This window comes from Bacillus benzoevorans, assembly GCF_014207535.1.
GTDB lineage: Bacteria > Bacillota > Bacilli > Bacillales > Cytobacillaceae > Bacillus_BD > Bacillus_BD benzoevorans.
In genome coordinates, this window is the sequence record NZ_JACHGK010000001.1 from 592,875 (window position 1) to 613,278 (window position 20,404).

17 protein-coding genes are annotated in these 20,404 nt (G+C 38.9%); 11 read left to right on the plus strand and 6 right to left on the minus strand.

Annotated elements, in window-relative coordinates:
* Positions 1-72: 72 nt before the first annotated feature.
* Positions 73-1,380, minus strand: coding sequence for a M48 family metallopeptidase (locus HNR53_RS02965; RefSeq protein ID WP_221452182.1), 1,308 nt, complete (start codon positions 1,378-1,380; stop codon positions 73-75).
* Between the two features lie 172 nt (positions 1,381-1,552).
* Between HNR53_RS02965 and HNR53_RS02970 the strand changes: the two genes are divergently transcribed.
* Positions 1,553-1,948 (plus strand): hypothetical protein, encoded by a 396-nt coding sequence (locus HNR53_RS02970; protein WP_184522582.1) that lies wholly within the window; start codon positions 1,553-1,555, stop codon positions 1,946-1,948.
* 95 nt (positions 1,949-2,043) lie between these two features.
* Here the strand turns inward: HNR53_RS02970 and HNR53_RS02975 are convergent, their stop codons facing one another.
* Complete coding sequence (locus tag HNR53_RS02975) at positions 2,044-2,301, minus strand: alpha/beta-type small acid-soluble spore protein (protein WP_184522584.1); 258 nt, start codon at positions 2,299-2,301, stop codon at positions 2,044-2,046.
* 158 nt (positions 2,302-2,459) lie between these two features.
* Positions 2,460-3,257, minus strand: a complete 798-nt coding sequence (locus HNR53_RS02980; protein WP_184522586.1) for a Cof-type HAD-IIB family hydrolase — start codon at positions 3,255-3,257, stop codon at positions 2,460-2,462.
* A gap of 130 nt (positions 3,258-3,387) precedes the next feature.
* Between HNR53_RS02980 and HNR53_RS02985 the strand changes: the two genes are divergently transcribed.
* Positions 3,388-4,179, plus strand: coding sequence for a WG repeat-containing protein (locus tag HNR53_RS02985; protein WP_184522588.1), 792 nt, complete (start codon positions 3,388-3,390; stop codon positions 4,177-4,179).
* A gap of 107 nt (positions 4,180-4,286) precedes the next feature.
* Positions 4,287-7,493 (plus strand): DEAD/DEAH box helicase, encoded by a 3,207-nt coding sequence (locus HNR53_RS02990; RefSeq protein WP_184522591.1) that lies wholly within the window; start codon positions 4,287-4,289, stop codon positions 7,491-7,493.
* A 125-nt stretch (positions 7,494-7,618) separates the two neighbouring features.
* Here HNR53_RS02990 and yppF read toward each other — a convergent pair whose 3' ends face one another.
* Positions 7,619-7,846, minus strand: a complete 228-nt coding sequence (gene yppF, locus HNR53_RS02995; protein WP_184522593.1) for a YppF family protein — start codon at positions 7,844-7,846, stop codon at positions 7,619-7,621.
* A gap of 366 nt (positions 7,847-8,212) precedes the next feature.
* Between yppF and HNR53_RS03000 the strand changes: the two genes are divergently transcribed.
* The 5 genes from HNR53_RS03000 (at position 8,213) to HNR53_RS03020 (ending at position 14,994) form a co-directional block, all read left to right on the plus strand.
* Positions 8,213-9,022, plus strand: coding sequence for a hypothetical protein (locus HNR53_RS03000; RefSeq protein WP_184522595.1), 810 nt, complete (start codon positions 8,213-8,215; stop codon positions 9,020-9,022).
* A 221-nt stretch (positions 9,023-9,243) separates the two neighbouring features.
* Positions 9,244-10,854 (plus strand): GGDEF domain-containing response regulator, encoded by a 1,611-nt coding sequence (locus HNR53_RS03005; protein WP_184522597.1) that lies wholly within the window; start codon positions 9,244-9,246, stop codon positions 10,852-10,854.
* Positions 10,855-10,944: 90 nt separating this feature from the next.
* Positions 10,945-11,319 carry a response regulator gene (locus tag HNR53_RS03010; RefSeq protein WP_184522599.1) on the plus strand — a complete coding sequence of 125 codons (375 nt, stop codon included), beginning with the start codon at positions 10,945-10,947 and terminating at the stop codon, positions 11,317-11,319.
* Positions 11,306-14,203, plus strand: a complete 2,898-nt coding sequence (locus HNR53_RS03015; RefSeq protein ID WP_184522600.1) for an ATP-binding protein — start codon at positions 11,306-11,308, stop codon at positions 14,201-14,203. The genes HNR53_RS03010 and HNR53_RS03015 overlap by 14 nt, the downstream gene beginning before the upstream one ends.
* A 182-nt stretch (positions 14,204-14,385) precedes the next feature.
* On the plus strand, positions 14,386-14,994 hold the full coding sequence (locus tag HNR53_RS03020) for an SET domain-containing protein (RefSeq protein ID WP_184522602.1): 609 nt from the start codon (positions 14,386-14,388) through the stop codon (positions 14,992-14,994).
* A gap of 116 nt (positions 14,995-15,110) precedes the next feature.
* Here HNR53_RS03020 and HNR53_RS03025 read toward each other — a convergent pair whose 3' ends face one another.
* Positions 15,111-15,842, minus strand: coding sequence for a YqcI/YcgG family protein (locus tag HNR53_RS03025; protein ID WP_184522604.1), 732 nt, complete (start codon positions 15,840-15,842; stop codon positions 15,111-15,113).
* Between the two features lie 182 nt (positions 15,843-16,024).
* On the opposite strand from HNR53_RS03025, the gene HNR53_RS03030 reads away from it, so the two are divergent.
* The 3 genes from HNR53_RS03030 to HNR53_RS03040 all read left to right on the plus strand — a co-directional run bounded on the left by HNR53_RS03030 (position 16,025) and on the right by HNR53_RS03040 (position 19,185).
* Positions 16,025-16,471, plus strand: a complete 447-nt coding sequence (locus tag HNR53_RS03030) for a DinB family protein (RefSeq protein ID WP_184522606.1) — start codon at positions 16,025-16,027, stop codon at positions 16,469-16,471.
* A 251-nt stretch (positions 16,472-16,722) separates the two neighbouring features.
* On the plus strand, positions 16,723-17,637 hold the full coding sequence (locus HNR53_RS03035) for a VOC family protein (RefSeq protein WP_184522608.1): 915 nt from the start codon (positions 16,723-16,725) through the stop codon (positions 17,635-17,637).
* Between the two features lie 609 nt (positions 17,638-18,246).
* Positions 18,247-19,185 carry a magnesium transporter CorA family protein gene (locus HNR53_RS03040; RefSeq protein ID WP_184522611.1) on the plus strand — a complete coding sequence of 313 codons (939 nt, stop codon included), beginning with the start codon at positions 18,247-18,249 and terminating at the stop codon, positions 19,183-19,185.
* A 49-nt stretch (positions 19,186-19,234) separates the two neighbouring features.
* On the opposite strand, the gene HNR53_RS03045 is transcribed toward HNR53_RS03040, so the two are convergent.
* Positions 19,235-20,230 carry a hypothetical protein gene (locus HNR53_RS03045; RefSeq protein ID WP_184522612.1) on the minus strand — a complete coding sequence of 332 codons (996 nt, stop codon included), beginning with the start codon at positions 20,228-20,230 and terminating at the stop codon, positions 19,235-19,237.
* Between the last annotated feature and the right edge of the window lie 174 nt (positions 20,231-20,404).

Below are 20,404 nucleotides of genomic sequence, written 5' to 3' on the forward strand. Positions count from 1 at the left end.
TCTTGTTAAAATTCTTTTTTTAATCTATGCAGAAAAAGATGCAGGCAGTTGCCCGGCATCTTTTTCTATTTGCTATTCTAATAGATCTACATGTTTTCTATCTTTGTATTCAAGAGCATATTCATAGGCGGTCTTGTTTGAACTGTCTTTCAAAGTTGGATCGGCACCTTTTTCTAATAATAGTTTGGCGATCTTTGTATCTTCACAATTGAGAACAGCATTTATTAACGGAGTTGTTCCCCAATCATCGGTTGTATTCACATCAGCACCATTTAATAGTAATAGTTCAACTGCTTCATCATTCGTCCACATGACCGCGTGCTGCAAGGCAGTAGAACCTTCGCTGTCTGTTTCTTCAATATCTGCCCCATCATCAAGCAATTGCTGCAGTTCATCTAAGTCATTATTCTCTATGGCCATGTGTAAGGCCGGAACGTCGATTGGATCTTCCTCATATAAATAGTCGTCCTCTAAAGAGCCGCCCGCTGCAAGCCAAGTAGCCAACGCGTTTGAACCATGCGCGAATGCCAACGATCCGCCGATTACTGCCGCAAAGAGAATAATAGAGACGATTACAGCAATAATAGGACCTCTTTTCGTTTCCTTGACAAGATGGTATTGTTCAGGATAAACCCAATGTTCAAGAGCATTGATTCGTTTCGGTAAATCGGGATGAGTGGAAAGCTTCTCGCTAATCCAGGAAAAGAATCCCTGTTCTTCATTGATTTGCTGAACAAATGCTTCTTGATTGACACGGCCCGATAATTTTTTCCCAATGGCCAGCATGACGAGAGCTTCTTTTGAAGCTTCTAAATTGCCGGCATAATAGGCGGCATAACGGTCACAGGTATATTCGCACGCGCGCATATAGGCTTCTCCTAAAAACGGAACATACATAGCCGGAAGGAGGAAGAAATGCACCAATACGTGGCGCCGTTTCAGATGCGCAAACTCATGTGCCAGAACATACAACAGTTCATCCTCGCGGTGTTCCGCATGCAAGTCAAAGATTTCCGAAAAGATCACGACCATTTCTTTACCGAAAAAGCGGGTGGCAAATGCATTTAATAGTCCTTGTGATTCCATCACATAAATATTAGGTACCGCATTTAATTCCATTTTTTGCGCCAGTAATTCCGCTTTCGCATAAATCTCCGGAAACTGCTGCTGACTGATGCGGACTCCATTGCGGCGAATCGAAGCCATTGACAATGCATGGAGACAATAGGAAAAAAGAACGATGACCCCGATAATCATTATGCCAACTATCGAAAATAATAGCCCAAGGTAAGCTAATATACTAAAAACCAGTGTTAAGGCAAAGTACGTCGTTTCCTTTGAATGAACTAATTGATTTTTTAATCCTTTTACTTCGATCATATAACCCCTCTTTATATTCATTTGGAAAAATAATTCCATGGGGATTATATAATATTTTTCGAATTATTTAAATAGTAGAATATAAAATATAAAACTTACCAGCCATTTTGCGATCACTCAACTATAATATAAACAAAGCTTTATTGGAGAAAAATGAAAAGGGGTCCTAAAGTTGAGTCAGAAAAAGAAAGTGAAGACAGGCAAAAAAAGGGGCAAGAAACAAAGAAACATGACAATAAAAGAAAGGATCATCAATCATCCATTATTCGTTGCATTGATAGGGATACTAGTAATAACAGCATTTGCTTGGGCGTATGAAACGATTGGGGTCATTTCATTTCTTGTTTTTCTTGTATCGGTTCTCGCAACGGCGGCAATTGGAATTCTTATGATCTATCTTTTCTTTACATTAATAGAAGAAATGCGGAAGGGACACAGCTATACAGTTTTTAATACGGATACACCGATGAAGAGGTTTTTTGAGTATGTTTTTATTACGATTTTTACGCTAGGCATAGGCATTTTTTTCTTGATCATAGCAGTGAAGAATGTGTTAAATGCCGTCTAATAAAGAAGCGGTGGACGATTGTATATTTATTGAATGAGGGCGGTTTTTGTGTTTCTTGTGCAAAGCTTGAAAACCGCCCCTTGCTTTTTTTTAGTTTATTGTTTTTTTGCTAAGTTTTCCTGAGCCATCTTGACCAGTTCTTTGACCATACTGCCGCCTAGTCTTCCCCCGACTCTGCCTGCCTGTTCAGACGTAAGACTTCCATTATAGCCTTTTTTTAAAGGAACCCCTACTTCTTGTGCTGCCTCGAATTTGGCATCACCCGGATTATTAGTACCTACAACCTTCGCTTTTAAATCATCCAGCCCTGTTCGTGCTTCGCTGACAAGTATTTTATTTCTCTTTCTGGTCATCACACAACCTCCTTGTCTTTAGGATATCCCGCACTTTTTTAATTATAAATATATTCACTGTAGTACCGTTTCTTCTACTTATTAAATACTATCCAAATCGTAAAAAGCCATTCCCAAAGGTTTCAGAAACCTATGAGAATGGCTTAATTATACTGCTGTTAAAGGTTTAATAAATGTTTGACAGCGTAGGCAAATCCATTTTCATCATTACTTGTTGTGACAACGTCCGCTTCCTGCTGGATCGTGAACGGTGCGTTACCCATGGCAATGGAGGTGGTGGCGGTTTTAAACTGGGCAAGGTCATTGCCTCCGTCTCCAAAGGCAAATATTTCATCAAAGGGGAGATTTGTTATTTGCTGGTAGCGGTCCAATGCCGACCCTTTATTGGCATCAATGGAAGTAAACTCCACATTGTTAGGATGTGAAGATGCGATGGATAAGGCAAATTTTCCATGCAGTGCTTTCTTAGCCTGGTCAATTTTTTCTAACTGATCCCGGCGTGAGACGGCCATAACTTTATAAATTTTAATATTCTCTTTTTCAAGGATTTGTTCATAATCATATCCTTGAAAAATCGGTTCAATTTCATCGTCTGCTTTATCCTGAATTTCTGGATTTCGGCACGGAAAACCGCCTTGATTCGTATAGACCATTACCCATAATCCGATTTCTTGTAAAATAGGAAGCAAATCCTTATAAATCGAAACCGGCAGCGAAGCTTCGTACAGAACTTCTCCGGAATTGGAATATAATACTGTGCCATTAATGCTGCAAATAGGAAGTTCTAGCTCTCTTATTGTTTCGAATTTGATGACATCATCATAAGCGCGTCCAGTGTTGATAATGATGTGGTGACCATTTGCGTTGAGTTCACGCAAAACCTCTTTATTTTCTTTTGATATTTCATGCTCTGAATTTAAGAGGGTTCCGTCTAAATCAATGGAAAAACATTTCATTTATCGATCCGTTCCTTTCTAATAAGTCATTATGCCTACTATAGCAAAAATTCCCCTTAGAAAAAACAATTATGATTCATTCAAGACGATTCCCCCATATGATATAGAAAAAACCACGGGGGAAAGTGAAATGTCAGGCTGCGGTGAGGTCAGGTTGTTTCCGGCTTCTGTTAAAACAACATCCGGGATAAAATGGGGATTTATTAATGAAAAAGGGCAGTTTGTGATTCAGCCTCAGTATATAAATGCCTATAATTTTACTTTCGGAAAGGCACTAGTTCAATTTTGGGATCAATCGTATGCGCTTATTGGATTGAATGGTAAGATTCTGCAAACCTACCCTTTTCAAGAGATGGGGGAACCTAGTGAAGGGCTGCTTTCTTTTACAAAAAATGATCAAGACCTGACAGGATATGTGAATGAATCAGGCATGGTTGTAATATCGCCGGCATTTACCAGCGGTTCGGAATTTTTTCAAGGAAGAGCTGTTGTCGGTGTGGAAAAAAATATCCGTGACAGACAAGGGCTTATCGATAAGACAGGTGCCTTTATCATTCCGCCGGAATATGACCAAATCATCTTACTGGGAGAAAATAGAGCGGCGGTAGGAAAAGTACTTGATTCGGATAATCTTTTTAAGGGTCCTGTTTATGCGATTGCCGATACGGAAAGCGGACGTATCTTTACTGATTTTATTTATGATCATGTGCATCGTTTTCAAGGGGAGTTCAGTTCGGTGACAAAGGGAGTGTATTCCTTTTTTATCAAGAAAAATGGAGTACCAGCAGCAAGCTTGCCGATTATTCACGGAATAGGTGAATTAAAAATAAGCGGGAATGTCGTGAAAGCTGAAATGGATGGAAAACATTCCTATTATGACCTTCAAGGTAATCCCATTAATAATGAATCTTCATTTGTGTAAGGAAAACCTTTGACTTTACATTTTGAAAAATGAAAGGTAAGGTTTTTTATATTGAATAATATTAATTCAAGATAGCGCCGGAAAAAATCCTCGGGAAGTGGAGATAAATGAAACTCAGAATCAATCAAAAAATGATTAAAGATATGTGCGGAAATGCCGCCTTCAAACGAGGAGAAGCTTATTACTACGGAAATAAAGTTACCTTTCAAGATGTTCATGATGAAGGCCTGGCAGCCGTCGTTTCGGGAACGGAAGATTTTCACGTCATACTGAAAAAGGATGGGAGTGGAAAGCTGGCGTCCGATTGTACTTGTCCAAAGCTCTCGTCCTTTCAAAAGGAATGCCAGCATGTGGCAGCCGTCTTAATAGCCTTACATCAACAGCAAAACAGGGGAAATTTAACTGCTGAAAAGGAAAGTTTCTTTGAAGATACTCAGGAATCGGAAGAAGGATTGATGGCTTTTTTTCGCAGCAAGCACGGACGCTCGAGTGCAAGACAGAGGCATTTTGAAACAAGAAAAGTGCTGCGGCTTTTCTTTCAATGCCAATTTGTTACATCAGGGAAACATAATCTTCTTGCGCTGGCATTACAGCTAAATTCCATTCATATAAAAAATATTCGCCGCTTTTTGCACGATATTCAGCATGGAAATTCATCGGAACTTACTGCTGAATTTACTTATGAACCGGAACTGCACTGCTTTGAATTGGAAGAAGATGAGGTGCTTGAGCAGCTGTATCTGATAGCAGCCGATGAAACCATGTATTTGGAAGGACAGACTCATCCTTCAAGTGAGGGTACCTTGCTCACCATCCCGCCATCGGCTTTAGAAAGGCTTCTTCCTTTATTAGAAAGGGTGTCCTCAATCGTGATTGATCAGAAAGGAAAGCACTATGAGCCATTGTCATGGTCTAACCATTCACCCCCACTGAAATTCGCCTTAGCAGAAACCGGGAATGGAAAATATACGCTTCAGGTTCATGAGTTGAGCGAAATAGTCATGATGGATTCTTATCAAATGATTTTTTTTAAAGGAACTCTTTTTCGGTTAACGAGAGAGAATTACGAGCTTCTGGTTAATTTACAGGAAATGATGGAGACAACTGGGAAGGAACAAATTCCGATCCATCAGGATCAGGTTTCTTTTTTCATGGAAAAAGTAGTGCCAGGTTTGAAAAAAATAGGCGATGTACAGTTTCCACGCCATTTGGAAAATCATTTTAAAACGCCATTATCGGCCAAGCTTTTCTTAGACCGGGTAAATAACCGCCTCCTTGCTGGGCTTGAGTTCCATTATGAACGCATTATCATCAATCCATTGGAGGAAAAGGAACGGACAGCTTCCTCCAATGTCGTCAGGGATACGGAGAAGGAAGAGGAAATTCTGCGAATAATGGAGGAAAGTGAATTCGCGAAAACAGACAGCGGTTATTATTTGTATAACGAAGAGCTGGAATATGAGTTTCTCCTCCATGTTTTGCCAAAAATGAAAAGCTTAGTGCAAACTTATGCTACAACTGCGATACGGGATCGAGTTTTCAAGGGCCATGCAAAACCGAGGATAAGAGTCAAGGTCTATAAGGAACGGATCAACTGGCTGGAGTTTAAATTTGAGATGGACGGGATCCCGGAGCAGCAGATTCGGAATGTTCTCGCGGCTCTTGAGGAAAAAAGAAAATATTACCGCTTAAAGGATGGTGCCTTGCTCTCCTTAGAAACAAGTGAGTTTGAAAAATTAAAACGCTTTTTATATAGTATTCCTAAAGAAGAGGATTGGGAGGCATTAGAAAAGGGCCTGGATGTTCCGGTTATCCGCGGTTTACAGCTGATGGATAGTGTGGAGGATCAGGAGTTTTTTATGCAGGAGGAATCCTTTCGTCAATTCCTGGATGATCTTCAGCACCCAGAAAAGATGAAGTTCGAACTTCCGCCTGCATTAGAACATGTATTAAGGGATTATCAAAAGCATGGGTTTAGCTGGATGAAGACATTGGCGCACTATGGCTTTGGCGGGATTTTGGCCGATTCCATGGGGCTGGGGAAAACACTGCAAAGCATGGCATTTATTGTGTCAGAACTTGAATCCATCCGGAGCAAAAAGGCCCCGGTCTTAGTGGTTTGTCCTTCATCCCTAACGTACAACTGGCTGAGCGAATTCATGAAATTTGTGCCGGAAATTGGTGCTATCGTTGTGGACGGACAGAAAGCGGAGCGTGAGTCATTACAAAAAGATGCCATGGAAATGGATGTAGTAATCACATCCTATCCTTTGCTGCGGAAGGATATCAAATGGTATGAAAGGCAAAAGTTTCATACCGTGTTTTTTGATGAAGCACAGGCATTTAAAAACCCATTAACAGAAACCGCCCGTGCAGCAAAGAAAATCCAGGCGCAGTATTATTTTGCCCTTACAGGGACTCCGGTTGAAAATGCATTAGAGGAGCTATGGTCCATTTTTCATGTCATCTTCCCGGAACTTTTCTGCGGTTTAAAGGAATATAGTAAATTGACAAGGGCAGCAGTGGCAAGAAGAGTGCGCCCCTTTATTCTGCGCCGGATGAAGGAGGATGTTCTTAGGGAATTACCTGAGAAAATGGAAACCCTTGAAGCAACAGAACTGCTTCCTGAGCAAAAGAAACTTTATGCAGCCTATTTAGCAAAGCTGCGTCATGACACATTGAAACATTTGGACAAGGATACCTTGCGTAAAAATCGGATTAAGATTCTTGCTGGTTTGACACGGCTGCGCCAGATTTGCTGTCATCCCGGTTTGTTTGTTGACGGTTATAATGGAAGTTCGGCGAAGCTGGACAGGCTTCTGAAGATCGTAGAAGAAGCGGGCCATTCCGGCAGACGGCTGTTGATTTTTTCTCAATTTACAAAAATGCTGGGAATTATCGCAAGAGAACTCGCGGCTTCCGGACATCCCTTTTTCTATTTAGACGGACAAACTCCATCCTCAGAGCGGGTAGAGCTCTGTAATCGTTTTAATCAGGGAGAACGTGATTTTTTTCTTATTTCCCTAAAAGCAGGGGGAACCGGCTTGAATTTAACCGGTGCTGACACGGTTATCCTCTATGATTTATGGTGGAATCCTGCTGTTGAAGAACAGGCAGCTGACCGTGCTCACCGGATGGGGCAAAAAAATACCGTTCAGGTGATCAAACTGATTGCCCGCGGTACGATTGAGGAAAAAATGAATGAATTACAGGATAAGAAACGGCATTTGGTCGAGGAAATCATGCAGCCAACAGAGTCAGCCTTTTCGTCACTAACCGAAGAGGATATAAGAGAATTGCTGTTGATCGAATAATGTAAGGAAATGCAAAGGCTGGCTCAAAGGATTGTTGAGTCAGCCTTTTTCCTGCCTTTACGGATAAACAATGGCTCTTCTTTTTACCTGAAATGAAAAAAGAGCGGGATCATTTCCGCTCTCGATTAACTTGGAATACTGATTGTATCATACAAGTATATTGAATCCATAATATAAGATTGAGGCTTTTCAGCTTTTAATTTATCAAGTTCAGAATACAACTTTTTATATTCAACAATGGACATTTCTTCTTGGATGTACTTCCTTTGAATAAAGTCTAATAGTTCATTGCTATGTAGTGGGCGATACTCTTTTTCTAGTAAAAATAAATGAATTAATTTATTAAGTAACATGACTATCACTCCTTTAGTTGTATGATGTTTAGATGTATTTTCACTTCGTTAACAAGTATAGCACAGTAATTAAATCGGAAAATATTTTTTGAAAATTTAAACTTACGACATTATTCTACAATAGTGAAGAATATGTCGAAAAATCGATGGTTTTCTAGTTATTGTATATATCATTATGAAGAGATTGATTGATAAGAATCTAAATTCCTAGCAAAAAAGGAGCGAGACTAAATCATCTGGCGCTTTGGCGATAAAAACTAAAAATAGCCTCCGTACATTTACGAGAAATCTTGGACAAGTAGGGGTTTGTCTTAATCAATCCCAATTGTTTTGAATATGATTTCTATTAAAGGGAGGTGTTGGGAAATGTATCTGGCAGGTTTTTATTCACCTAAGGAAAAAAAAGGTGTAACAGAGTTGTCGCTATCGGTGTATCATTGGCTGAAAAAAAATACAACCTTGTCCGTAGCTTTTATAGCCTATGGGACATTGGAAAAGGAAGAGATGTCACTTGAGCTTATACATGGATTTTCTCAATGGACTGTCTCCGAACAAAAGCGGCAAGTGAGAAAAATGAAGAGGAAATATGATATTATCATCTACGATGCTTCCAGTCAGCTTTCAGAAGGAGTATTAAAGCTATTACCGATTGTTGACAGGCTTTTTGTGGTTGGGGAAGAAAACAATGAATTTGCCTTGAAAATACATCAAATTATTCAATTTGATAAAATTTTTGATAACAGAGTGAAAAATTTTATTACTCATCTGCAGGGCAATAAAACCTTTGTGCTCCGTGAAAGTAAGGGAGACCGTGTCATGGGCTTCCATTATAAAAAAGAAGAAACAAATCATATCGGGGAGATGGTATACACTGACTATGTCACATGCTATTTGGAAAAAACATTAATTGAAAGGCATGTAAAGATCTTTGAACAAATCAAAAAAATCCCCAGGGAAGAATTATACAGAGGTTTATACGAATTAGGGATCGATTTTGAGAAGGGACTTCTTTTTCATAAATTTGTGCAGCACCGGGAAGCGTTAGGACAAACTTACGAAGAAGCCATCGAAAAATTGTTTCCAGTATTCATCAATTCCACTTTCGCAGAACTTCTGCAAAAGCTTGATAGTGAAATATATTTCATAACAAAGCTTAATAAGCAAATACCATCTTAATCCAATCCTCAAAAATTTATTAATATTATTTCCATATATAGAAAAAACGGAATAACTGAGCCTCACAGGACATTGCCAATTTGTGGAGGATCCCTAGCTGGAATATCATTTTATCAATTGTTCACCCGTTACTATAGCAATTGTGATATTATAGTAGTAAAAGATTTTTTTGTTTCGTAACTAGTTATTTTAATGAAAATAAGCAAAACGGAGTAGATTGAATGGAGAAATATCAACAGCATTTATTGAAGAATATTCGCAGTCAATTGAATATTTGGATGGAAGAAAAAGAACATATTTCTCACGATGATGTATATCGTTTCCTGCATTCTATTGCCGGGACAGCCGGAACGATTGGCATGTCAGAAATGTCTTCAATTGCCAAAGATTTAATGGGGCAGATGAAGACATTAGAAGTGAAGGACTGGACGATCAAAGAAATTCAAGATTTTATTCTCACTCTTCTATCACATTGCTATGAATACAGTAATAATAGCGTGGAATGTAATGCAGCAGAACAACATGTTAAAGACGGTCAGCCCTTTATTCTTGTGGTTGATGATGAAACATCCATGCTCATGTTTCTAAAGGAAGAACTGGAGAAGTACGGTTGGATCGTGATGGTCGTCTCCGATCCCGTCAAAGCGATTTCAGCTTTTTATGACATGCGGCCGGACTGTGTCATTATTGATATACATATGCAGAAGAAAGATGGATTTGAACTATTGGCATTTTTGAAGGAGAAATTAAAGCAATGGTTAATCCCTACCGTGATGATCAGTATCGATAATTCGAAGAGTAATCGGATGAAAACCTTTGAACTGGGTGCGGATGATTTTATCGCTAAGCCGTTTGAAATAGATGAATTGTATGTACGGGTAAAACGCCATATCGAAAGAAAGAAATTGATTGATAATTTAATTTTAACGGATGAATTAACCCGGGTTTATAACCGGAAATATACTGGTTTTGCTTATGATACGATGTGTTCATCCATAGGTAGAAGGGATGAATCATTTTGTCTTGCTGTTCTCGATCTTGATCATTTTAAAATCGTGAATGACAGCTATGGTCATTTAACTGGAGATATCGTGTTAAAAGAATTTGCTGCTATGCTCAGTAACCAGTGCCGCAGTGGTGATATTGTTATCCGCTATGGCGGGGAAGAATTTCTTTTGTTTATGGAACGGGTTTCTGCACCACAAGGAAAGGAAATTCTCGATCGTCTGCTTCAGGATTTCCAAAGTCATTCCTTTTCAATTGGAGAGGATTCCTTTACGTGCACCTTCTCAGCCGGGATTGTTGAAGTAAATCGAGCGAATGATTCCCTGAACTATTGGATAAAGCTGGCTGACGATGCCTTATACAAAGCAAAATCCCTAGGACGGAAGCAGATTCAAATTAGTGAAAGCAATAAAAAAATTATTCATAAAAAACCGCTTCGTATTGCTATCATTGACGATGACCCAATCATTCGCACCATCCTTGAGGATAGTTTCTCGCGCATGACAAATGAATTAAAGTTTGCCTTAAATGTCAAAACCTTTCGCGGCGGTGCTGAGTTTTTAGGAGCTCAGTGGTCTTACTCGAATGAAAACTATATGGTCGTTCTGGATGGAATTATGCCGGAAATGGATGGTTTAGAGGTGCTGCAGAGTCTTCGTGCTACGACCCGTCAAAATCAATATAAAGTGATGATGCTAACCTCAAGGAATAGTGAAAAAGATATAGCGCGAGCGCTGGAACTAGGAGCGGATGATTACGTGACAAAGCCGTTTAAAATGACTGAACTTGAAGCAAGAATCAGTTATCTTTGTAAACGAATGAAATAGATTTGCCGTAATAGATAACAAAGAAAAAGGCGGGATATCACATTAGGAGTTTGTTGATACCGTTTTAGTTTGAATTCAGGGAGGTTTGAAATGACAGCTAAAATTTTACTGGCTGAAGATGAAGATGTGCTGCGCATGCTGGTTGTGGATAGCTTGGAAGACGAAGGATATGAGATTGATGAAGCATGTGACGGCAGTGAAGCCCTCGAATATGTAAGGAAGTATGATTATGATTTAATACTGATGGATTATATGATGCCGGGGATGACAGGATTGGATGTCATTAAAGAAATCCGCAAAATGCCGGAAAAACAACGGGTGAAAATCATGATGCTTTCGGCAAAAAGCCAGAAATCCGATCAGGAGCAGGTTTTGCAGGAAGGGGCAAATTATTTTATGGCTAAGCCATTCAGCCCGCTTGCCCTTGTCCATAGAATTGAGGAGATACTAAGTGAAGACAAATAAACCGATAAAGAAGAGTATTGCCCATCAATATCTTCGAATAATGGTTCTATTTTCAGCTGTCTTAATGATAGGTTTTATCTCACTTATCGTTTATAATGGGAAAATTCAAGCCGATTTTGAAGAAGAAAATGAAGATTTAGAAAGGGAAATGGCAGCGGTAAATCAGCTTGAAAAGACTTATACTTCCATTGTACTGAATATGCGCGGATATTTTGCCTTTGGCGATGAATCAATAAGAGATAAAGCTTTTGCCAAACAAGAGGAAGTATTAGAGAGCATTCAAATGCTGAAGGAAGAAGCTGATTTAAAGGAAGATAACGTATTTATTTCTCAAGTAGAAAATTTTCACAGATATTACTTCGACGTTTTAGTCCCTCAGCAAATAAAAGTCTTTCAAGCTAGAAATGGGCAGTGGGAAGACTCACCCGGACTGAATCAATATAATTCTGAGAAAATAGAAACGTTTTTATCCAGTATTCTTGCTTACCATCAAAGTAAGGATTTACAGATTCAACAAAACTTTATTGATTATTCATCAAAACAGGAACTGCTTCAGTGGGCTATGATAGCTTTTGTTTCTTTAATGCTTTTATTATTGATTACCATTATCAGAGCAAAAGTGAAATCAATCGGGCAACCGCTTCAAGAATTGGCCCTCGCATCGGAAGAAATATCTGCGGGCAGAGAGGTTGATATACCTAAGTACGATGGTCGGGAAGACGAGGTTAGTCTGCTTTCCCGTTCGTTTGAAAAAATGATTAAGAGTATTCAAGAGAATGAACAAAATCTTCTGGCACAAAATGAGGAACTGATGGCACAGCAGGATGAACTGCAAATGCAAAAAGAAGAACTGGAACACGCAGTTGATATTATTCAAACTAATGAAGCCAACTTAAAACGCAGAAATGAACTGATGCATTCATTATCCAATTCACTAAATAAGCAGATCGTTTTAGAGGGTGTGGTTGAAAATATCTGCCACATCATGAATGCAGACCGAGGCATTATCGCGTTAATGGATTCCACGAATGCTTATGCAGCCTTTGGCTTAGCTGATAAGGAAGAGGTTCAATTTATGCGTAATCTTCATTCAGGCATGATCGACAGATTAATAGAAAAGAAAAGAGCTTATAGTATCAAAAGAAATTGTACGCCGCTTGAAAAAGGCTACCATACCGAGGAATTATATTGTTATGACTTATATATCCCGGTTTTGTCTTCAACCGGCCAAGTGGCTGCAGTCATGATGTTTTCCCGTTATGCCAATCCATATTCAAAGGACGAAATAAAGGAATACGAAGGAACATGTAAGCAAATATCAATCTCACTTGAAAAAATAAGAGTGTATGAGGATTCCGAATTTGAACGGTTATTAACAAGGGATATTTTAAATACGATACATGAGGGTGTTCAGTTAGTTGACGAAAACGGAGTGATCACTCGGGTTAACTCCAAAATGCAAGGTCTTTACCAAGAAGTTAAAGCTGCTGAATTGGTCAATGTACCGCTTGAACAATGGAGTCATAAAGTAGGCACATCTATTGCAGATGGCGAAGCGTTTCTTGAGTTTATGCAGGCAGTCACAGCAGGTAAAACCACTCCGGAAGAAAGACATGTTTACCATATTAATGGACCGATCAAACAGGTAATCCAAGTGTATGTGGAAGAACTGTATCGCGGCAATAAAAGAGTTGGTACACTGCTGGTTCACAGGGATATTACCAAAGCCTACGAAGTGGATCAAATGAAATCTGAATTTGTCAGCACTGTCAGCCACGAGCTGCGGACACCTCTCTCCAGCGTTCTTGGATTTACTGAATTAATGCTAAACAAAAAATTAAAGCCGGAGCGGCAACAAAAATATCTGCAGACCATTTATCAGGAAGCCAAGCGTTTAACGGCATTAATCAATGATTTTCTCGATGTCCAGCGCATGGAATCAGGAAAGCAGGCATATGAGAAAAAGTATGTCGATATGATTCCAATTATTAAACGTCGTTTGGATACCGATAGAGTCAATCACCCAGATCACTCGTTTATCCTGAATCAAAGCACTGAAAATACGACGGTTTTAGGCGACGAGGATAAAATTACCCAGGTGTTGAATAATCTTTTCAGCAATGCCGTCAAATATTCACCAGACGGCGGAGAAGTCAAAGTGACTGTTTTTGAGAATGAAAACAATGTATGTATTGATGTAAAGGACCAGGGTCTTGGCATCCCTGAAGATGCATTGGAAAATATATTCACGAAGTTCTACCGTGTTGATAATTCTGATCGCAGAAAAATTGGAGGTACCGGTTTAGGACTGTCTATTGTAAGTGAAATCATGAAGGCGCATGAAGGAAGTGTTAGTGTTACTTCAGAACTTAAAAGGGGCAGTACTTTTACATTAAGCTTCCCGCTTATACTTTCGAAAAATACTGAGATGGAAAAAGAAAGTGAAAATGTTTCATTGGAACCAGTGACCAATCGAGTCGATGTCAATGTCATTGTCATTGAGGATGATCGCAATTTGGCCTCTTTATTGCAGACGGAACTGGAGGATAATGGATTCCAAGTGCTGCAATATACAAATGGCGAAGATGCCATGCATGCGATTGAGCAATATAAACCCGACACGATTGTACTGGATATTATGCTGGACGAAACAAGCATGAATGGATGGGAAATATTAGAGAAGGTGAAAACGAATCCTGATTTGAAAGATATACCTATTATCGTTTCCTCGGCATTAGAAGAGAAAGAAAAGGGCTTCAGCCTTGGCGCTACAGAGTATCTGGTTAAACCATATCCGCCGCATAAGCTTTCCAGTACAATCCTGCAGACTCTATTAAAGAAAGAAAAGAGCGGCCAGATACTTGTACCAAGCAGTGCAGAATAATCATGCAAAAAAACTTGTTTTCTTTATTTCTAGGAAACAAGTTTTTTATTTATATGTCGAAAAGCCTGATCGTTTTTTTGCTGTATGATATGAAGAAATGAATTGCGCAAAAGAATTAGCAACAAGCTCGTACCATATGAATAAAATAGCATTAAATTGAAGGAAAAGGGGTGTGCAGGGAGATGATGTTTCCGCACACAAAATTGAAGTATATAAATGAAAATATCGGATTTGGCGTGTTTGCAACGAAATTTATTCCAAAGGGAACCATTACCTGGGCATTAGACGAGTTGGACCATTTACTTGAACCGGAGTTTGTGAAGAGCATGGATAAATATCGGCGCAAGGTTATTAATAAATATTCGTATCGAAACAGGAAGGGACAATATATTCTTTGCTGGGATCTTGGAAGGTACGTAAACCATAGTTATCAGGCTAATTGCAGAGCAACAGCATATGACTTTGAAGTGGCTATTCGCGATATACAACCAGGTGAGCAGATAACGAGCGATTATGGAACATTGAATATCGGAACAGCATTTCGGGGGAGCCTGAAGAAGAGAACTGTTAGAAAAATGGTAAAGCCCGACGACCTCTTATATTATTACAAGGAATGGGACGAAGAGGTACTAGAAGCATTTAAACATTTTCATCATATCGAACAGCCGCTGCTTCATTTAATCCAGCCAGAGTTTTTGGAAAAAGTAAAGCAGGCGGTGCAGCAGAATAAACTCCCTGATTCAATTAAAAGTAACTACTATGATCGTTCTGCAAAACAGAAAAAACCATAATAAACATGCACTCTAGTACTGCCAATTCCCTTATATCTTCTATAGATTATTCAAAATCCCCTTACGTGATAAGATTTTTTACCTCTGTTCAATGTGTAAGGTGTTTGCTTGCTTAATTAAGGCTGTTTTTTATTTAATAGATTAGTAAATGGACAAGCAGAAGGCATAGTTTCGTCATCTCTTAGAAAATACTGTTTCCATTCATAATTGTCTTCCTCCCCGTACCACTTTAACTCAGGGTGCACGGGGACTTCGTCATAATTCATTAATCGTTTCCGAATAAGTGATTTCATCTGTTCAACATTAGGATGTGTTTGGTGAAAATGCTGCAGTACCCATCGCGGGGTAATGGCCAGCATCATAAAAGGAAATGACCGGCTTCTTCTTTTTTTGTGTTCGGGGGTGGCACAATAAACAAAATACGATTCACCATTAAAGGTGAATTCCCATACCGGATTATGCGGGTTTTGTGTTAAATAGTGATGTTCATCAAGCTCACTAACACCCGCTAGCGTTTTCCAAAAAAGCTGTTCATACTCTTCCATAGTGGCTGCTGAAGTTAGTTGGAAAAAGATAATTAATGAGGTATAAGTGCCGCATTCTCTTGAAATCGTTCCATATGTCTTTAATACATTCGCAAGCTTTAAAATCGATGAGACTTTTTCTAATTCAGCAATAAAAGCATATCGTAAGTGATATAAGTGAAAACCCATCGTCGCCGGAATGCAAGGAAACGGATGGACCCCGTCTGTCATCTTATCCTTAAAAGCCATAAAAGCATCTTGTTTCCAAGGCTTTAGCAGATGTAAATGCTGTTCGATTTCTTTCTGCTGAAAAATGTTATTCATCAGTAAAACCTCCTCTTATCCACAATATTGGAAGTGGAGTAAATAGGTGAATGTCCTTGGAAAAGAAGGGGAACTGTATGTAATAAAGGAGAAAACTGATGTTAATGCAGGAAAAACCTGCAGACCTGCTTAATACTATAAATGGTTGGAATATGATGAATCGAAAAATATGGAGGGTAAACATGAGTGAATTATTAAAAAAGCAATTTAATCTTGGCAGAACAGGTTTATTTCCGAATTTGGAAGGTTTAACCGATGAACAGGCGGATGTACAGTTAGTGCAGCTTCCGAATACAATTCGCTGGCAGGCCGGGCATATTTTGACAGCGGCAGAGAACTTTTTATTTGGCACAGAGAGTCAGCTTCCGGAAGAATATCAGGCGTTATTTGGCTATGGTTCAAAACCGTCGGCATGGAATGGTGAAGTGCCAAGTATAGAAATCCTGATCGGAGAGCTAAAGGGCCAGCTCGAGAGAATCAATGCTATTCCGAATGAACGATTTGAGGAAAACCTGCCTGAACCTATTTTAGGGAATGCAACCTATGGAGAATTATTCAGTTTTACGGCTTTCCATGAATTAACCCATATTGGTCAGATACATACGATGCAGAAACTGGTTCAATCTTAAATATTGATAAGAAAAGAAAAACTGGAGTCAATATGATTCCAGTTTTTCTTTTATTCCATTGCAATGGAATAGGAAAAACCGTTCCATGTTACAGTGAAATAGAAGGGTTATTCTATAAATAGTGAACGATGGCTCCAAAATATAATTTTAGATTTTGAAAGCGTTTATAAAAAAAGAGTGATTAGACAAAATATTTAAATATGTTTAAAATTAAAATATATTCGAATAACAAGTTATGGGAGGAAAAAAAGTTGCTACGTTATAAAAAATTAGGTTATGGGGTATTAAGTGTTACTGATTTAGAAAAGTCATTGGATTTTTACACAAATGTTGCGGGAATGCAATTTGTTGAGCGCGATGAAACTAGCGTTTATCTGCGCACAAGTTACGATCACCACAACATGATTCTGGAACAGGGACCAGAAGCAGGTTTGAAACGAGTTGCTTTTGAATTAGAAAAAGCGGAACAATTTGATGACGCTTTCAAATATCTTCAAGAGCAAGGATTAAACCCAGTTGAATTGAGTGCAGAGGAATGTCAAAAACTAGCACAAGGAAGAACATTACGCTTTAAAGACCCAGTGATTGGTTTAACTCATGAGATTTATGCAGACATTATGCAAATGGGCTTGCCTTACACTTCTGCGAATGGATTAGAAATTGAATGTCTATTGCATATCGTATATGAAACACCACAATTCAATGAGTATTATGACTTCTTTGTAAACAAATTGAATTTCGCGGTATCTGATACTGCTGGAAGAGAAACTTCATGGGCTTGGCTGCGCTGCTTCCCGAACCCTTACCATCACTCATTTGCGATTACAGAAGGTCCGAATAATATCTTAAATCACATTGCCTTCAAAGCAAAAACAGTTGATGATATCGGTAAACAAGTGAACAATTTAAAAGAAAAGAATGTTCCAATTCTGTTTGGACCAGGAAGACACCATCCATCAGGAAGCATTTTCCTATACTTTGCTGACCCAGATGGCATTACGGTTGAATACAGCCAAGGTATGGAAGAATTCCCTGAAGAGGGCGCAAGAGAACCACGCCGCTTAGAGCCAAGCTTACACACTCTTGACGAGTGGGGCGGAAGTCCACAACCTGGATTTGGAAAATACGGAAAGTTATTAGCTGAAGAAGCAGAAACAGTAAAATAATCGAATATAAATATGAAAGAAGCAGGGGATCCGGGGGGATGTCCCCTGCTTCTTTTTTTTGTGCAAAATGGTATATTAGAATAACATAGTGGAGGTAACTCGACTGTCGTTGCACTGTCATCGCGGCAGCATTAGAATAAGGGTAAACCATAGTATGAGAGGTTCGATAAGCATGAACATTAGCAATATTTTTATTGTGAGCCGGATGTGTAGGAAAATCTGGGGAGATTATGGAAACAGCAGATATTAAGTTTTTGTAAAAAGACAGAAGACATTAATGACCCTTACGCTTCCTAAGCCATTGTGGACACTGTTTTGGCTGCAGCAGAACCGTTTTGTTGTTCTATTAATCTAGTTTACAAAAAATAGTTATTACAGTAGAATGTTGAGGGGTTAATTATTAAAAGGAGATTTGCCGAGGCGAATTTGATTAGATTGGAGCTGAATTTATATGAGTAGTCAACATTGTCACGAACCGGAGCCTGAGCCAGATTCGAACAAAGAGGAAGTCATTAATAGACCATTCCTTAAAAGTTTGAATACTGATACAAATTCAGCTTTGTATGGCCAAGATTTCTGACTTCCTCATAAAAGAGGAGGTTTTTACCCATGTTAATGATTTATAAATCCGATTTGCAAGGGTGTCTGCAAGAAGCCGACGAAATAACCCCTGGCTGCTGGATCCAATTAATTGCCCCTAGCGAAGGGGAAATTCAGGAGATTTCGAATGAATTAGAAATACCTTTGGAATATTTGAAGGACCCTTTGGATGAAGAGGAGCGGTCCCGGATTGAAAAACACGATGGGAAAATTCTTATAATCGTGAATGGCCCATTTGTCTCATATGACGATAAAGGGATTCCTATCTATGATACGATTCCGATTGGCATGATTATCGCGAACAATTGCTTTGTTACCATTTGTTCAAAGGATATTCCTATTTTTCATGCCTTTTCCGCAGGGAAGATTAGAGACTTTTTCACCTATAAACGAACAAGATTTACGTTTCAAATCCTTTATTCCATTGCTACATCCTTTCTCAAGTATTTAAAACAAATCAGCAAAAAGACGGATGCCATTGAATCTGAACTGCATCAATCAATGAAAAATAAAGAGCTATTATCGCTGTTGAATTTTGAAAAAAGCTTGGTTTATTTTACAACCTCTCTAAAATCCAACAATATCGTGATGCAAAAAATGATGAAAAGCAATTATTTGAAAATGTATGAAGATGATCAGGATTTGCTGGAGGATGTCATTATCGAAAACCAGCAAGCCATTGAAATGGCTGAAACTCATTCGTCGATTTTAAGCGGCATGATGGATGCCTTTGCCTCGATCATTTCCAATAATGTCAACATTGTGATGAAATTCTTGACATCCTTTACCATTATCCTGGCACTGCCAACAATGGTCGCAAGCTTTTACGGGATGAACGTGGCGCTTCCGCTGCAAGAATACCGTTATTCCTTTGTAATTGCGATTACGATTTCTTTCATTTTAGCAGGCACGACAGCTTTTATTTTCTGGAAAAAGAAATTCTTTTAACTTCAACTTCATTCAGCATAAGTAAGCATGGACTAAATCCATGCTTTTTCTATCGGTCTTTTATCGAATGGTAAAAACCCTTGGCTATATCAATAAGGGAAAATAAAATAACGAACAAGGCAAATCCCCAGATGAGTTTGTTCCAATTTGCGGCAAATGTAGCTCCGCCAAGTTTTAGGTTCCCGTCCATTAATGTCAGAAATTGAGGATGAAATAGGTCTGGATTGCTCAGCATGACACATAGTAAAGTAATGGATAAAGTATGATAGATTAAATTGAAGAAGGAGATTTTAAATGTCCACCTGGCATAAGCAAGCTTAATGACTCCAAGTGCAAATTCAATGAGCGCAAGTCCGAGCAAAAGCGGGAAATAGGAAATTAAAATATTTTGCTTAAAAAGAGGGGCGATTAATGTTAAACTTTCAAAACTGGAGCCGGTTTGCTCGTACCAGCCTAGCCATTTATCTGCATGGAATAACAGGATCAGCCAAATGACAATCCAAAAGAGGCTGAACAACACTTCGGCCCGTGAGATTGTTCTTTTTTGTTTATAGTTGGGGAACCAAAGTGTATTTATGGATGGAATTCGCTCAGCTGGAATCCCGACCCATTCCATAATCATGAAACCAATAGTCACCCAGAGAAAAACATGCGCAAAAGCATCGAAAGCGGATACGAATATATCAATAAATAAAGCGACAATAAAAGAAACGATATGGATTTCTTCTTTGATGGCAAGAAATCTTTCAATAATGATGGAAAAGGAAGTAATGAACAAGAAGATTAAGGCAAACAAGACTACAAAACGAATATATTTTTCGAAATAGGGAGGAGCAATTAAATATTTTTTACCCTTCAGCCTGTAAGTAAAGACCCATTCAGCCGGCGAACCTAAATCCTGCAATATTCTTTGAACATCTTCATGAGTAAACCCCTCTGGCAGTTTCTCTTCGATTAGGGCACGTAACTCCTTTTCGGCGCCACTGCGTAATCTCTGCGGTAGCCTGTTTTTCACATCCTCCACATAAACTTCAATCAAGTCCATCTTTCTCATCTCCCAATTAACATCTTCTTACACATACATATTTCGACATACAGGGAAATATTACCTGCCATTAATAGTGCAGCAAAATGTTATTATCTGTGCCTGGAAGGTGAATTTTTTTTTTGGAAAAAAATCCGTCAGAATTGGAATAATAAGCTTTACCTAGATCAGGGG